This is a genomic window from Pseudomonas putida, assembly GCF_001976065.1.
Taxonomy (GTDB): Bacteria; Pseudomonadota; Gammaproteobacteria; order Pseudomonadales; family Pseudomonadaceae; genus Aquipseudomonas; species Aquipseudomonas serbica.
Map to the genome: position 1 here is coordinate 105,819 of NZ_MNAH01000010.1, position 15,729 is coordinate 121,547.

The following is a 15,729-nucleotide window of genomic DNA, read 5'->3' on the forward strand; positions in this document are numbered from 1 at the left end:
GACAAAACAAAGCCGCTATCATAGCCGATGCCGTCAAGTACCTGACAGAGCGCACCCTGTAAACCGTCGTATTTAATAGGCCGTAAATGAAAAAACAGCCTCGAAATTCGCGCCTGTCACGCTAAACTGCGCACCTTGGCCGAGACTGGCTGAACCGGTCGCGGGACCGAATGTCCCAAGACCACGAATTCCTCTTGATGAGTAACGATCATGACCCAAGTCAAACTGACTACCAACTTCGGCGACATCGTCCTCGAACTGAACGCCGACAAGGCCCCGATCACCGTGGCCAACTTCGTCGAGTACGTTAAAGCCGGTCACTACGAAAACACCGTTTTCCACCGCGTCATCGGTAACTTCATGATCCAGGGCGGCGGTTTCGAGCCAGGCATGAAAGAAAAGAAAGACAAGCGCCCAAGCATCCAGAACGAAGCCGACAACGGTCTTTCCAACGACAAGTACACCGTCGCCATGGCCCGCACCATGGAGCCGCATTCGGCTTCCGCGCAGTTCTTCATCAACGTGGCTGACAACAGCTTCCTCAACCACAGTGGCAAGAACGTGCAAGGCTGGGGCTACGCGGTATTCGGCAAAGTGACCGCCGGCACCGACGTTGTCGACAAGATCAAAGGCGTGGCCACCACTTCCAAGTCCGGCCACCAGGACGTACCAGCAGACGACGTGATCATCGAGAAAGCCGAGATCATTGAGTGATACTGCTGATTTCAGACTTGCATCTGGAAGAGGAGCGCCCGGACATTACCCGGGCGTTTCTGGATTTGCTCGCCGGACGCGCCCGTTCGGCGAGTGCTCTCTATATCCTGGGCGACTTTTTCGAGGCGTGGATTGGCGACGATGCCATGACGCCGTTCCAGCGCTCCATCTGCCAGGCCCTGCGCGAATTGAGCGACAGCGGCACGGCGATTTTCCTGATGCACGGCAATCGCGACTTCATGTTGGGCAAGGCGTTCTGCAAACAGGCCGGCTGCACCCTGCTGAAAGATCCGAGTGTCGTGCAGTTCAATGGCGAACCCGTGCTGTTGATGCACGGCGACAGCCTCTGCACCCGCGACGAAGCCTACATGAAGCTGCGTCGCTACCTGCGCAACCCGATTACCCTGTTCATCCTGCGGCACTTGCCGCTGCGTACCCGGCAAAAGCTGGCGCGCAAACTGCGCAGTGAAAGCCGTGCGCAAACCCGGATGAAGGCCAATGACATCGTCGACGTCACGCCCCTGGAGATTCCGCGGATCATGCAGCAATACGGGGTGAAAACCCTGATCCACGGCCATACCCACCGCCCCGCCATCCACAAGCTGCAGCTGGGCGAACAGGCGGTTCAGCGCATTGTGCTGGGGGATTGGGACAAGCAGGGCTGGGCATTGCAGGTGGATGAGCAAGGGTTCGCGTTGGCGCCGTTTGATTTTGCGGCTTCTTGAATGATCGTTCCCACGCTCTGCGTGGGAACGATCTGTAGTCAGTGACCGCTGGCTTCAGGCCCCGCCTTCGCCGCAAACGGCGGTTTCGCCAGCCAGACGATCACGATCAAGCCCATGAACGCCCACCCCAGCAACGTGAAGTAATCCACGGTGGAGAGCATGTACGCCTGGCTGGTCAGCACATGATCGAGCTGCGCATACGCCTGATTGCTCGCACCACCCAGTGAATGCAGGGCCTCACGGGTTGCCGGCTCGAAGGTGCTGATGCTTTCGCTCATGTAGGCATGGTGCTGGTCGGCCCGGCGAATCCAGATCCAGGTGGTCAACGACGCCGCGAAGCTGCCGCCCAGGGTACGCAGGAAGGTCGCGAGACCCGCGCCGTCGGCGATCTGGCTTGGCGGCAGGTCCGACATCAGGATGCTCAGGGTCGGCATGAAGAACAGCGCCACGCCAATGCCCATGAACAACTGCACCAGGGCGATGTGCTGGTAGTCCACTTCGTTGGTAAAGCCGGCGCGCATGAAACAGCTCAGGCCGATGGCCAGGAAGGCGATACCCGCCAACAGGCGCAGGTCGAACTTGTGCGCGTACTTGCCGACAAACGGCGACATCAGCACCGGCAAAATCCCGATCGGCGCCACCGCCAGGCCGGCCCAGGTGGCTGTGTAGCCCATCTGGGTTTGCAGCCATTGCGGCAGGATCAGGTTGATCCCGAAGAACCCGGCGTACCCCAACACCAGCACCAGGGTGCCGATGCGGAAGTTGCGGTAGGCAAACAGCCGCAGGTTGACCACCGGGTGGCGGTCAGTCATTTCCCAGATCACGAACACCGCCAGGGCAATCACCGAAATGGCCGCGCCGATGAGGATGAAGCTCGATTCGAACCAGTCCAGGTCATTGCCCTTGTCGAGGATGATCTGCAAGGCCCCGACGCCGATGACCAGAGTGATCAAACCAACGTAATCCATCGGCTGATAACTGGTCACCACCGGCCGCGCCTTGAGCTGCGAACGCACGACCATGACCGCGAAGATGCCGATCGGCACGTTGATGAAGAAGATCCACGGCCAGCTGTAGCTGTCAGTGATCCAGCCGCCGAGGATCGGTCCTGCAATAGGCGCGACCACCGTGACCATCGCCAGCAACGCCAGGGCCATGCCGCGCCTGGCGGGTGGGTATACGGCGATCAGCAGCGTCTGGGTCATCGGGTACAACGGCCCGGCCACCAGGCCTTGCAGCACCCGGAAACCGATCAACTCCGGCATCGAGGTGGAAATACCGCAGAGAAACGAAGCCAGCACAAACAGCACGGTTGCCCACAGGAACAGCTTCACCTCACCGAACCGCCGGCTGAGCCAGCCGGTCAGCGGCAACGCGATGGCGTTGCTCACCGCAAAGGAGGTGATGACCCAGGTGCCCTGCTCCGAACTCACCCCCAGGTTGCCGGAAATGGTCGGCAGCGCCACGTTGGCGATGGTGGTGTCGAGCACCTGCATGAAGGTCGCCAACGACAGGCCGATGGTGGTCAGCACCAGGCTTGGGGGCGTGAAAGACGCGTTATTGCTCATCGCGAATCCTTTGGAGCTGAATTTACTGCAGCGGGAATGGCGCTGCGCCCGTTACAGACGCAGCTGACCTTTGTGGGAGTGAGCCTGCTCGCGATGGAGTGTCAGTCGACAGTGATGCAGCTGACCCACCATCGCGAGCAAGCTGGCTCCTACAGGGGGGCGGTGTGATGGCACACCGGCGATCAACGATGAACGGTCTTGCTGACTGCGGCGCTGTTGTCGTGGATCAACTGGGTGATCATGGCGTCGGCCTCGGTCAACTGGCGGTCATAGATGCTGGTACTGAACGACGCCTTTTGCGGCGGCTGTTGCGCCAGCACCGGGCCGCTCTGGTCACGCAGGTTCACATCGACCACGGTCGACAGGCCAACGCGCAACGGGTGCTCGGCCAACTGCTGGGCGTTGACATGAATGCGCACCGGCACCCGCTGCACGATCTTGATCCAGTTGCCGGTGGCGTTCTGCGCCGGCAGCAAGGCAAACGCGCTACCGGTGCCGGCACCGAGGCTGTCGATGGTGCCGCTGTATTTCACGCTGCTGCCATACAGATCGGATTCGATGTCCACCGGTTGGCCGATTCGCATGTCGCGCAGTTGGGTTTCCTTGAAGTTGGCGTCGATCCACAGTTGGTCCAGCGGGATCACCGCCATCAGCGCCTCGCCCGGCTGCACCCGCTGCCCCAGTTGCACGGTGCGCTTGGCCACATAGCCGGTGACCGGCGCGATCAGGGTGCTGCGGGCGTTGTTCAGGTAGGCCTGGCGCAATTGCGCAGCAGCAGCCATCACGTCCGGGTGCGAGGAAACTACCGTGTCATCGACCAGCGCGCTGGTGGTCTTGAGCTTCTGTTGTGCGTTGGCGAGGGCGTTTTGCGCCGAGGTCAGGTCGTCACGGGCGTGGGACAGCTCCTCCTGGGAAATCGCCCCGCCGACGGCGAGATTCTTCCGCCGGTTGAAGTTGTCCTGGGCTTTTTGCACTTCGGCTTGTTGGGCATTGACCTGGGCTTTCATGCCGTCGACGTCGCTGTACAGGCCGCGCACCTGGCGCACGGTGCGGGCCAGATTGGCCTGGGCGCTTTGCAGGCCGACTTCGGCGTCGTTCGGGTCGAAGTTCACCAGCACCTGGCCTTCTTGGACCAGATCGCCATCGTCGGCACCGATGCTGACGACAGTGCCGGTGACCAGCGGGGTGATTTCCACCACATTGCCGTTCACATAGGCGTCATCGGTGCTTTCGCTCCAGCGCCCGTAGAACTCGTGGTAGGCCCAGACGCCCGCGCCGCCCAGTGCGACCACCACGGCCAGGATCAGCAGCATGAACTTGCGCTTGCCTGAATCGGGATTGGCGGTTGGGGTTTCAGGGGTTGCAGTTGTATCGGCAGTGGCCATGACAAATACCTTGAATTAGTGGGTCAGCGTGGCGGGTGCGGCATTGGCCGAGGCAATGGCCTCAGGCTGGAAACCGCCACCCAGCGCTTGTATCAGCTGGATCGACAGGTCGATCTGCTCGGCATTCAGGTTGGCCAGCTGACGCTGGGCCTGGAGCAACTGCTGCTCGATGCTGAGCACGTCCAGGTAGTTACCGATGCCGGAACCGTAGCGCTGGACCACGGTGTTGTAGGAATCCTCGGCGATGTCGGTGGCGTGCTGCTGGGCCGCGATCTGCCGACCGATGTCGCGCAACTGGTTGATGCTGTCGCTGACGTCGCCCAGCGCCCTGACCAGGCTCTTGTTGTACTGCGCCACTGCGAGGTCGTAGTCGGCGTCGCGGGAATCGAGGTCGGCGCGCAGGCGGCCACCGTCGAAAATCGGTACGGAGATCGTCGGTGCGACATTGAAGAAGCGACTGGCCGAACCAAACATCGCGTCCCCCAGCAAGGATTCGGCACCGGCCGCGGCGCTGAGGTTCAAATTCGGATAAAACTGCGTCTTGCCGGCATCGATATTCTTGCTTGCCGCTTCTACCCGCCAGCGCGCGGCCACCAGGTCCGGACGCCGTCCGAGCAGTTCGGCCGGCAGCACCGATGGCAAGGCCACGGCACCGGGCTTGAGAATGTTCGGCCGGGCGATTTCATTGCCGCGATCCGGGCCTTTGCCCAGCAGTACGGCTAGCGCTATCTTGGCGCTTTGCAGGCGTTTTTCGGCGTCGATCAGGTTGGCCTGGGAGGTGGCTTCCAGGCTTTCGGTCTGCTGGAACTGGTACTGGCTGTCGATCCCGGAACTCAGGCGACGCTGGCTCAGGTCGAGCATTTGCCGGGTGCGCTTGAGGTCTTCGGCGGACAGGTCATGGACGATGTGCGCCTGGCCCAGGTCGCTGTAGGCGCGGGCCACGTCGGCAGACAGGGTCAACTGCGCGGCCTGCTGGTCGACTTCGGCGGCGCGGGCCTGGCCCAGTGCGGCTTCCCAGGCGTCACGCTGACCGCCCCAGAGGTCGAAGTTGTAATTGAAGGTGGCGCTGATATTGCGCACGGTGGCGTAATTGTCGCCCTGCCCCAGCGGGTCCTGGTCGCGGGCCAGGCGCGAACGGCTGACGCCGGCGCTGGCATCCAGGGTCGGCATCCGCGCGGCGTCGGCCGCGTAGGCCGCCGCGCTGGCCTGGTGGGCACGAGCGTCGGCGATCTGCATGTCGGGGCTGTCGCGCAGGGCTTCGCGGATCAGGCCGTCGAGCTGCGGATCGCCGAGGCTTTTCCACCAGTCGCTTTTCGGCCATGCCGCCGGCGACAGCGTCACGCCGCTGAGGGATTGCCCGGCCTTGAGGTTTTTCGCCTCGAGGCTGACACCTTCGGTGGTCAGGCCGCTGTAGCTGGCACAACCGGCCAGGCTCAAGGCCAACAGCACCAGGCTCAGGCCGGTGCGCAAGGTTTTACTGTTCATTGGTCACCTACCCGCAGCAGGGTGATCGAGTCACCGGCGGCTATCAGGATTTTCTTGAGGATCGACTCCAGGGTCTTCAGCTCTTCCGGCGTGATGGCGCCGGCCAGTTCATTCATGGCTTGGGCGCCGATGTGCGGCAGGCGATCGGCCAGCTTCTGGCCTTCGGCGGTCAACACCAACTGCACCTGACGACGGTCGGCCTCGGAGCGTTGGCGTGCGAGGAAACCTTTCTGTTCCAGACGATCGAGCATGCGGGTCATCGATCCGCTGTCCAGTGACAGGTGCCGGCACAGCTCGCCCGGCGAATCGACGCCGTACTGGGCGATGATGATCAACACCTTGAACTGCGCGGCGGTGATGCCGTGGGGCTCCATGTGCGTGTCGATGATGCGGTCCTTGAGCAGCGCGGCGCGCCCCAGCAGCAGGCCGAGGTGGCAATTGTGGAAATCGTCTGGCGTGAAATGTTTCATCTGGACACCAATTAGCTGCCTAGGCAGTGAATGTATGTCGAGATATTACTGCCTAGGCAGTCAATGTCAACGTAATAGTTAGGTTGCTTTGTAATTAGTTGACTAATGGCCTCGGGTATAACGTCATATAGGCAGACGCTGGAAGCGAAACTACCTATCTGGTTAAACTACGCCGCCGCGGCTACCGCAGCCCGCCTGAAGATCACGGGGACACCACAGTGGCCGTTAGACCGCCCAAGCATTCGCGACTCACACCGCGCTGGTCATCGTTGCGCCGCCTCTTTGACAAGGGATCGGCCGGGCCAGACCGTCACTGCGCGAACCCCCGGGTCATACACGACTATTTCCACCACAAGGCCGGTTCCCAGGGCTACACCCTCAGTCATAGCCAGCAACGGGTGATCGACTGCATGGCGCAGCATGCCTCGACGCTGCTGGGCACCTCAGGCAAGGCTCTACCCGGGCTCTACCTCCACGGAGCTGTCGGGCGTGGCAAAAGCTGGTTGCTCGACGGTTTTTTCCAGGCGATCCCCCTTGCCCAGAAGCAGCGCCTGCACTTCCACGGTTTTTTCGCCCGCCTGCACCAGGGCATGTTCAGCCATCGCGAGCAACCGGATGCGCTGGCGACCACGCTGGATGAGTTATTGAGCGATTGCCGGGTGCTGTGTTTCGACGAGTTTCACGTCCACGACATCGGCGATGCGATGCTGATCACGCGGCTGTTCAAGGCGCTGTTCCAGCGCGGGATCCTGCTGCTGGTCACCTCCAACTACCCGCCGGAAGGGCTGCTGCCCAACCCGCTTTACCATGCGCGCTTCAAACCGGTGATCGAGCTGATCAATGCGCGCATGCAGGTCATGGAAGTCGGCGGGCCCCACGACTACCGCAGTCAGGCCAGAAGCCATGCGCATCAACTGTTCACCCAAGGCCGATACGTCTGGCCCGCCACCCTGGCGCAGCGTCAGGCAGCCAACCTGCCGGGACCGAACGGGCCGGCCATTGTCCTGCCGGTCGGCGCGCGCCATCTGTCGGCCCGCTACTGCGCAGGCCGCACCATCGGCTTCACCTTCAGCGACCTGTGCGACCACCCCACAGCGGTCATGGATTACCTGGAACTGTGCCGGCGCTTCGACCACTGGATCATCGACGACCTGCCCGACCTCGCCGACTGCACGATTGCCGCCCAGCAGCGTTTCATCAACCTGGTCGACGTCTTGTATGACCAGGACAAGCACCTGACCCTGCTGGGTCAACACTCCCTGCGCGAAAGTTTGGGCGGTGACGCCATCGACCTGGCGCGTACGCGCAGTCGATTGGGACAGTTGGTGGAGGTGCGGGAGGGGGTTTGACTGGGGGTGAGACACATCTGCAGGAGCTGGCTTGCTGGCCATGCGATGGTGGCCGTTATGCCGCCTTCGCTGCGATGCGGCGACCCGACAAGCCAGCTCCTACAGTAGATCGGGTTCAGCCGCGAGAGATGTTATCCGGCCAGGCCGACAAACATGTCCTGCACGTCATCATGGTTATCGAGGCCTTCGAGGAACGCTTCGACTTCAGCCATTTGCTCATCGCTCAAGCCACTGACCGGGTTCTTCGGCTGGTAGCCAAGCTTGGCCGACAACACCGTGAAACCTTGTTCAGGCAGGGCTTTCTGCACGGCGTCCAGGTCCGTAGGCTCGGTCAGGAACAGCGTCGCGCCGTCTTCGCCCGGTTCGAAATCCTGGGCACCGGCTTCGATCGCGGCCATTTCCGGATCGGCGTCCGGGGTGTCCGGCGAGGCTTCGATCATGCCCACGTGGTTGAAATCCCAGGCCACCGAACCGGAAGCGCCCAGCTGGCCCTTGCGGAAGGCCACGCGGATTTCAGCCACGGTGCGGTTGATGTTGTCCGTCACGCACTCGACGATCAGCGGCACCTGGTGCGGCGCGAAGCCTTCATAGGTCACGCGATGGTATTGCACGGTCTCGCCCAACAGGCCCGCACCCTTCTTGATGGCACGGTCCAGTGTTTCCTTGGGCATCGACGCTTTCTTGGCCTGTTCAACCACCAGACGCAGGTGTGCGTTGGTGGCGGTATCGGCACCGTTGCGCGCAGCAATGGTGATTTCCTTCACCAGTTTGCCGAAGATCTTCCCCTTGGCATTGGCTGCCGCTTCTTTGTGTTTAACCTTCCACTGTGCGCCCATTACTCACTCTCTTGTCTATGGCGCCGAAACATCTATTGGCCGACGCATGCCGCCAAGTTTATACGGCCTAAAGTTGGCAATCGACCAAAAAATCTCATCACCGGATCGGCATCTTTACCGATGGTTGTAGGGCGATTCTGAAATTTCGATTTGCCATGTCCACAAGGCATGCGGGTTTCGTACCCTCCAAGGCCCTACTCCATGGTAGAAGCGCGATCAATGCAAAACGACAAGGAAAGTCCCTTCACCCTGACACTCCTCGACGATCACCTGAGTTTGCAAGTGGTGCAGTTCAGTGGGCGCGAGGCCCTCAATCAACCCTATCGATTCGATATCGAAGTGATCGGCCTGGCACCGGCCCTCAACCTTGATCGGCTGCTGCAACAACCGGCGCTGCTCGACCTTGGGCAAGGCCAGGTCGTTCATGGCGTGCTGCACAGTGCCAGTTGCGAATATCAGGGGCGAGGCAGGATCGGCTACAAACTGGTGCTGGTGCCGGCCTTGCTAGCGCTGGATCAATACCGATCGCGGCGAGTGTTCCAGCGCCTCAGCGTGCCCATGATCCTGCGCCAACTGCTGGAGGAACATGAATTGGCTGCAGGCAGCTATCGCCTGGAACTGGCAGACGGGCACTATCCCCCGCGGCCTTTTTGCATTCAGTACGAGGAAACCGACCTGGCCTTGCTGCAGCGCCTGTGCGAGGAAGAAGGCATTCACTACCACTTCGAACACGCCCATCACAGCCATGTATTGGTGCTGGCCGACGACAACATGAGCTTTCCCCAGGAGCCCCTATTGATGCCGTTTTATGGCGCTGAAGCCGAAGAAAGCGCAACGCCTGTGATCAGCGAACTGTTTCAGCGCCACGACACCCAAGCCGTTTTCCCACGAGCCAATGCGAAAAATCGTGGTGCTTCGCAGATCGGTGAAGGTGCGGCCAATCACGCCTTTAACCATGCGCGTGCACCCCGTTCCACCGAGGAACAGCGTCATCACGATCAACTCGACCGCCGCGACCTGCAGCGCATGCGTTGCCAGCAGCTACAGCTTCACGGCCAAAGCAATCAGCCTTTGTTAGGCAGTGCCCGCATCGTGCAGGTGGCAGAGCATCCGGTGCCGGGGTTCAACGATCAATGGCTGGTTTGCCAGGCGCGGCATCAGGGCCGGCAGGGTTCGATCCTGGCTGAAGACAACAGGCCCCGGCACTACCGCAATCAGTTCACGGCCATTCCCTGGTCGACGGTATTTCGCCCACCCCTGGACCAGGCCCGGCCGCGCATCCCCGGTTTGCAGCCGGCCCGGGTCTGTGGCCCGGCCGGACAGCAAGCGGCACAGGATGATCAAGGTCGTTTGCAAGTAAGTGTGTGGCCCGACACGGAGGTCAATCCCGCAGAGGGCCTCTGGCTACCGGTCGCACTAACAATGTCGCAGGCCCCGGCGCAACCGGTCCAGCTGCCGATGGCTGGCAGCGACGGCTGGGTCAGTTTTCTCGACAGCGACCCCGACCGTCCGGTGTTCTGCGCCAGCACCAGGCAGCGCCGCAGCCCGCCTGCGGTACGCGCCGACAAACCCCGCAGTGACACCCGCCTGCTGCTCGATTGGTTGATCAATCGCCCCGACGACGAGCCTTGAGGGTTCAGGTGCGCAACGGTTTGATGGTCATCGCCCTGTTGGGCACATAGGCATGGTCGGTGCCCTGGCCCGCGGGGCGGCTGTTCCAGTGCGGAACCAGCACCAGCGCCGAGAACAGCGCGCAACCGGCGAAGACGATGAACACGGTGACGGTGTCGAAGTAGCCCGGCAGCAGACCGCCGAGAATCGCCCCCACCGAACCGCAACCGTTGACGAACCCCGCCGCCGTCGCACCGGCCTTGGCGGTGCCGAAATCGATGGCGGCGGCGCCACTGATCATCGAGTCTGGTCCGTAGAGCGTCAGGCCCATGACGAACAACAGCGCCACCACCAGCATCACGCTGCCGGTGTGCAAGGCGCCCATGAAGAAGGCCAGCGATACGGTCAGCGCCAACAGGCTGATGACGCAGGCCGGCATGCGCCGGGCGCCGAACAGTTTGTCCGAGGCCAGGCCGATCATGATCGGCCCGAGCAACCCGGCCAGTTCGAACGCCGTGGGAATGATCGCCGCGCCGACCTTGCCCACCGAGGGCATCTGTTCAAAAACGATCACCGGGCCCCACAGCAGAATCGCGTAGCGCGCTGGTTTCAACATGAAATACGCGAGGCCGAGAATCAGCACAGTGCGGTTACGCAGGATTTCCTTCAGCGGCTCCAGCACGCTGATCTTGCTTTGGGCATACGCCTCTTCAGCGCTCAGTTCGGGCTCAGGCTCCACGGCCGGCAAGCCCACGTCTTCAGGTTTGTTGCGTTGGAAAATAAAGAACAGCACGGCGACCAGCCCAACCACCGCCGCGCTGGAAATGAACGCTGCGTGCCAGGAGCCGATCAGCGTATAGGCCCACCATCCGGCGAATGGCGACGCTACCAGTCCGCCAAAGGCGTAGCACGAACTCCATAGCCCAAGCACTCGCCCGCGTTGCTCGGACGGAAAAAAACTGCCGAGGTTCTTGCACAGCCCCGACCAACCGGTGGACTGCGCCAGGCCTTGAATCAGCATGCAGGTGGCGAAGATCGGCAAGGTGGCGAAACTGCCCATCACCAGCGCGGCCGCCGCCGATATCAGCAAACCGCCAAGGACCACCACCCGCGGTCCGAAGCGGTCGGCCAGGATGCCCCAGGTGAACTGGCCGATGGCGTAGGCGGTCAGGTAAATGGCGTCGAGGTTGGCCATGGCCATCTTGTCGAGCATGAAGGTCGGGTCTTCGCCGATGCCGAGCTTGGCAACGGAAAACGCTTTGCGGGTGAAGTAGAAAGCGGCGTAGGCGAGCCAGGTGATCGCGAAGATCTGCACGCGCCAACGCTTGATGGTGCCGATGTGCTTGTTCATTGTGGTTCTGACCTCAGGGAGTGAGTGTGCCGGCAGAATTAGAAGAAAACGCCTGTATTTTTTTATTGTTGAGCACTGCGAAATCACCCTGTCCCTGTGGGCGATTCCGGTCAGATGAGTCCTGTTGATGCACGCACAGGCCCATGGCTCCCGCGCTGATCGACTGAGCAGTCACTGGGGCTGAGGTGGATCAAAACAATTACTGATTAATAAGTGAAATCGATTTATCGTATTTCCAAAACAAGCTCAGCTTGTTACTGGAGATTTCCATGTCGGTTTCCCACGCCCAACTCAAAGCTTTCCATGCCGTGGCCGTGCATGGAAGTTTCACCAAAGCCGCCGAGCGGCTATTTCTCACGCAACCGGCGATTTCCGACCAGGTGCGCAAACTCGAAGAGCGCTATGGCGTGTTGCTGTTCCACCGCAACAAACGCTCGGTTCGCCTCACCGACCTTGGCGAGCGCCTGCTGGGTGTTACCCAGAAACTGTTCGTGATCGAAGCCGAGGCCCAGGAGTTGTTGCAGGATTCCCAGGCGTTGCAGACCGGTAGCCTGATCCTGGCGGTGGATGCGCCGGTGCACGTGCTGCCGCAGATCGCCCGGTTTTGCGAGCGCTACCCCGGCATCAGCGTGAAAATCGAAACCGGTAACACCGATGAGTCGCTGTTCCGCCTGTTCAACTATCAGGCCGACCTGGCGTTGCTTGGCCGCGAAGTAAGCGACGAACGATTGATTTCGCTGCCGCTGCGCAACGACCCGATGGTGGCATTCGTGTCGCGCAACCATCCGTGGGCCGATCGCGAGTCCATCACCCTCGCCGACCTGGACGACACGCCGCTGGTGCTGCGGGAAATCGGTTCGGTGACCCGCCAGACTTTGGAAGAAGAAATGGCCGGCGCCGGTTTCCGCATCCGCCCGGGGATTCAGGTCGAAGGCCGGGAAGCCGCGCGGGAAGCGGTGGTGGTAGGGATCGGGATTGGCGTGGTGTCGGCGGCCGAGTTCGGCGCCGACTCGCGGGTGTGTGCGTTGCCGATTACCGATTGCAAAAGGCGTTTGACCGAGACGCTGGTGTGTTTGCGCGAACAGAGCTCACGGCGGGTGGTGGCGACGTTTCTGCAGATGGTTCGCGAGAGTCTTGTGTAGGCAGGTCTGGCCTCTTCGCGAGCACTGGGGGATGTGTGTACGCCGCACATCCAATGTGGGAGCGGGCTTGCTCGCGAAGGCAGACGACTCGGTCTAACTGGCAGGCGCCAGGCCGAAAAACGCCTGGATCAGGCGCAAGTCCCGCCGCCGCTCCATGCACCCCATCATGTGCCGATTGACCAGCCCTTCGCCTATGATCGGCACCGCCGCCACCCGCGGATCATGGCTGACCTCCACCGACGACACTACACCCACCCCCAGCTCGGCCGCGACCGCCTCGGTCACCGCTTCCCGGCTGTCGAGCTCCAGCAGCACCCGCGGATTGACCTTGGCCTGCACGCAGGCTACATCGAAGGTGCGCCGGGTGATCGAGCTCGGCTCACGCAACACCATGATCACCTGGTCCAGTTCCTTGAGCGGCACGCCCTGGGTGCGCCGCGCCCAGGGATGGCCCGCAGGCACCAGGGCGCAGATCCGCGACTCGCTCAGGGCTTGCAGATGCAGGCCCTTGCGCGGTTCGACCTCAGTCAATACCGCCACGTCGGCATGCTCGGACAACAGCGCCGCCAGGGTTTCCTGGGCATTGCCCAGGCGCAGGTTGACGGTGATCCCCGGATAACGCGCACGCAGGCTCGCGAGCATCGGCATGACCATGTGCGGGCCGTCCGCCGCCACTTCCAGGCGCCCGGTCAGCAACTGCCGGTTGGCCTCCAGCATGGCTTGCGCCTCTTCGGCCAGGCCGAACATCGCCCGGGTGATTGCCGCCAGCTTGGTGCCCTCCTCCGTCAGCTCTACCCGTCTGGCAGTGCGGCGCAACAGGGTGATCTGGTAGTGCTCCTCCAGCGACTTGATGTGCCCGGTGACCGCCGGTTGGCTGATGAACAGCCGCGCCGCGGCGCGGGTGAAGCTGCCCTCCCGGGCCACGGCATCGAACGCACGGAGCTGAAACAGGTTCATGGATAACTCTCACTGATGGCTGGCATAACAACAAACAATTTGATTGATAGCTCGGCAAATTGCAATTTAAGTCCCATAGCTTCATCCCATCGATTGCGAGGACACGAGAATGAGTACTGCCGCCCCCATCCTGCTCACCCCCGGCCCTTTGACCACGTCGGCCCGCACCCGCCAGGCGATGATGGTTGACTGGGGTTCATGGGATGACCGCTTCAACCAGCTGACCGCCAGCCTCTGCGAACAACTGCTGGCGATCATCAACGGCGCTGCCAGCCACCACTGCGTGCCCCTGCAAGGCAGCGGCACCTTCGCCGTCGAAGCGGCCATCGGCACCCTGGTGCCGCGCAACGGCAAGGTCCTGGTGCTGATCAACGGCGCCTACGGCAAACGCCTGGCGAAGATCTGCGAAGTCCTCGGGCGCTCATTCAGCACTTTCGAAACTGCCGAAGACGAACCGACCACTGCCGCCGATGTCGACCGCCTGCTACGCGCCGATAGCGGAATCACTCATGTAGCCCTGATTCACTGCGAAACCAGCACCGGCATCCTCAATCCGCTGCCGGAAATCGCCCAGGTGGTCGAGCAACACGGCAAACGCCTGATCATCGATGCGATGAGCTCTTTCGGCGCGCTGCCGGTGGACGCCCAACGGGTGCCGTTCGATGCGCTGATCGCCGCTTCCGGCAAATGCCTGGAAGGCGTGCCGGGCATGGGTTTCGTGTTCGCCCGCAAGGAATCCCTGGCCAACGCCGCCGGCAACTCGCACTCCCTGGCGATGGACCTGCACGACCAGCACAGCTACATGGCCAAGACCGGGCAATGGCGCTTCACCCCGCCAACCCACGTGGTCGCCGCGCTGCACGAAGCCCTGGTGCAATACAACGAAGAAGGCGGCCTGCCCGCCCGGCACCGGCGCTATGCCGCCAACTGCCAGGCCCTGATGGAAGAGATGGCCGGGCTGGGCCTGCGCAGCTTCCTGCCGGCGGCCATCCAGGCACCGATCATCGCCACCTTCCACGCGCCGAAAGATCCGCGTTACCAGTTCAAGGAATTCTACGAGCGGGTCAAGGCCAAGGGTTACATCCTCTACCCCGGCAAGCTGACCCAGGTCGAGACGTTCCGTGTGGGCTGCATTGGCCATGTGCAACCTGCAGAAATGCGCGAAGCCGTCGCGGCCATCGGCGAAGTGTTGCGCGAGATGGAAGTGCTGGAGATCTAACCCGCACCACAGTTGAAGCAGCCCCCAATTAGCCAGTTGCCAAAGGATTTCCAGACATGAACTACACCAACCCAACCCAACTGCAAGCCGCCATCCTCGACTGGGCCGGCACCGTGGTCGACTTCGGCTCGTTCGCACCGACGCAGATTTTCGTCGAGGCCTTCGCCGAATTCGACGTCCAGGTCTCCATCGAAGAAGCCCGTGGCCCGATGGGCATGGGCAAGTGGGACCACATCCGCACCCTGTGTGACCAGCCGCAAGTCGCCGAGCGTTATCGCAAGGTGTTCGGTCGCACGCCGACCGACGATGACGTCACCGCCATCTACCAGCGTTTCATGCCGCTGCAGATCGAGAAAATCGCCGAACACTCGGCGCTGATTCCCGGCGCCCTGGACACCATTGCCGGCTTGCGCGAACAGGGGATCAAGATCGGTTCCTGCTCCGGTTATCCGAAACAGGTCATGGACAAAGTCGTCGAACTGGCCGCCACCAACGGTTATGTGGCCGACCACGTGGTTGCCACCGACGAAGTGCCGAACGGCCGCCCATGGCCCGCCCAGGCATTGGCTAACGTGATCGCGCTGGGCATCGACGACGTCGCCGCGTGTGTGAAGATCGACGACACCGTGCCGGGCATCCTCGAAGGTCGTCGTGCTGGCATGTGGACCGTCGCGCTGATCTGCTCGGGCAACGCGCTGGGCCTGGACTACGAAGGCTACCGCGCCCTGGGCAGCGATCAACTGGCCAGCGAGCGCAAGCGCATCCACGCCCTGTTCGAAGGCTCGCGCCCGCACTACATGATCGACACCATCACCGATCTGCCGCAGGTGATTGCCGACATCAACCAGCGCCTGGCCAAAGGCGAGATGCCGCAAACCAGCTGATCCCAGAATTCGCATACCCCACTCTAGGAGCGA

General features: G+C 62.0%; 14 protein-coding genes. 7 read left to right on the plus strand and 7 right to left on the minus strand.

Annotated elements, in window-relative coordinates; translation table 11 throughout:
* The first annotated feature begins 210 nt into the window (after positions 1-210).
* The gene (locus BKX96_RS26970) at positions 211-714 is read left to right on the plus strand and encodes a peptidylprolyl isomerase (RefSeq protein ID WP_008053603.1); all 504 of its coding nucleotides are present in this window, start codon (positions 211-213) and stop codon (positions 712-714) included.
* Positions 711-1,439, plus strand: a complete 729-nt coding sequence (gene lpxH / locus BKX96_RS26975; protein ID WP_046817149.1) for a UDP-2,3-diacylglucosamine diphosphatase — start codon at positions 711-713, stop codon at positions 1,437-1,439. The genes BKX96_RS26970 and lpxH overlap by 4 nt, the downstream gene beginning before the upstream one ends.
* Before the next feature lie 38 nt (positions 1,440-1,477).
* Here the strand turns inward: lpxH and BKX96_RS26980 are convergent, their stop codons facing one another.
* The 4 genes from BKX96_RS26980 to BKX96_RS26995 all read right to left on the minus strand — a co-directional run bounded on the left by BKX96_RS26980 (position 1,478) and on the right by BKX96_RS26995 (position 6,347).
* Positions 1,478-3,007 (minus strand): DHA2 family efflux MFS transporter permease subunit, encoded by a 1,530-nt coding sequence (locus BKX96_RS26980; RefSeq protein ID WP_046817148.1) that lies wholly within the window; start codon positions 3,005-3,007, stop codon positions 1,478-1,480.
* 182 nt (positions 3,008-3,189) lie between these two features.
* Positions 3,190-4,392, minus strand: coding sequence for an HlyD family secretion protein (locus BKX96_RS26985; RefSeq protein WP_046817147.1), 1,203 nt, complete (start codon positions 4,390-4,392; stop codon positions 3,190-3,192).
* 15 nt (positions 4,393-4,407) lie between these two features.
* Positions 4,408-5,877, minus strand: coding sequence for an efflux transporter outer membrane subunit (locus BKX96_RS26990; RefSeq protein ID WP_077185928.1), 1,470 nt, complete (start codon positions 5,875-5,877; stop codon positions 4,408-4,410).
* Positions 5,874-6,347 carry a MarR family winged helix-turn-helix transcriptional regulator gene (locus tag BKX96_RS26995; RefSeq protein WP_046817145.1) on the minus strand — a complete coding sequence of 158 codons (474 nt, stop codon included), beginning with the start codon at positions 6,345-6,347 and terminating at the stop codon, positions 5,874-5,876. Before BKX96_RS26995 ends, BKX96_RS26990 begins: the two co-directional genes overlap by 4 nt.
* Before the next feature lie 218 nt (positions 6,348-6,565).
* On the opposite strand from BKX96_RS26995, the gene zapE reads away from it, so the two are divergent.
* Positions 6,566-7,696: a cell division protein ZapE gene (gene zapE / locus BKX96_RS27000; protein ID WP_077185929.1), complete on the plus strand. Its 1,131-nt coding sequence runs from the start codon at positions 6,566-6,568 to the stop codon at positions 7,694-7,696.
* A 131-nt stretch (positions 7,697-7,827) separates the two neighbouring features.
* On the opposite strand, the gene BKX96_RS27005 is transcribed toward zapE, so the two are convergent.
* Positions 7,828-8,532, minus strand: a complete 705-nt coding sequence (locus BKX96_RS27005; RefSeq protein ID WP_008063883.1) for a YebC/PmpR family DNA-binding transcriptional regulator — start codon at positions 8,530-8,532, stop codon at positions 7,828-7,830.
* A gap of 219 nt (positions 8,533-8,751) precedes the next feature.
* Here BKX96_RS27005 and BKX96_RS27010 point away from each other — a divergent pair, with 219 nt between their 5' ends.
* Positions 8,752-10,164, plus strand: coding sequence for a type VI secretion system Vgr family protein (locus BKX96_RS27010; RefSeq protein ID WP_077185930.1), 1,413 nt, complete (start codon positions 8,752-8,754; stop codon positions 10,162-10,164).
* 4 nt (positions 10,165-10,168) lie between these two features.
* On the opposite strand, the gene BKX96_RS27015 is transcribed toward BKX96_RS27010, so the two are convergent.
* On the minus strand, positions 10,169-11,494 hold the full coding sequence (locus BKX96_RS27015) for an MFS transporter (RefSeq protein ID WP_046817141.1): 1,326 nt from the start codon (positions 11,492-11,494) through the stop codon (positions 10,169-10,171).
* Between the two features lie 269 nt (positions 11,495-11,763).
* On the opposite strand from BKX96_RS27015, the gene BKX96_RS27020 reads away from it, so the two are divergent.
* Positions 11,764-12,636, plus strand: a complete 873-nt coding sequence (locus BKX96_RS27020; RefSeq protein ID WP_046817140.1) for a LysR family transcriptional regulator — start codon at positions 11,764-11,766, stop codon at positions 12,634-12,636.
* A 93-nt stretch (positions 12,637-12,729) separates the two neighbouring features.
* On the opposite strand, the gene BKX96_RS27025 is transcribed toward BKX96_RS27020, so the two are convergent.
* A complete protein-coding gene (locus BKX96_RS27025) occupies positions 12,730-13,593 on the minus strand; it encodes a LysR substrate-binding domain-containing protein (protein ID WP_046817139.1) in 864 nt (287 codons plus the stop codon).
* 109 nt (positions 13,594-13,702) lie between these two features.
* Here BKX96_RS27025 and BKX96_RS27030 point away from each other — a divergent pair, with 109 nt between their 5' ends.
* Positions 13,703-14,812 carry a 2-aminoethylphosphonate--pyruvate transaminase gene (locus BKX96_RS27030; protein ID WP_077185931.1) on the plus strand — a complete coding sequence of 370 codons (1,110 nt, stop codon included), beginning with the start codon at positions 13,703-13,705 and terminating at the stop codon, positions 14,810-14,812.
* A gap of 56 nt (positions 14,813-14,868) precedes the next feature.
* Positions 14,869-15,696 carry a phosphonoacetaldehyde hydrolase gene (gene phnX, locus BKX96_RS27035; RefSeq protein ID WP_046817137.1) on the plus strand — a complete coding sequence of 276 codons (828 nt, stop codon included), beginning with the start codon at positions 14,869-14,871 and terminating at the stop codon, positions 15,694-15,696.
* Positions 15,697-15,729 lie beyond the last annotated feature (33 nt).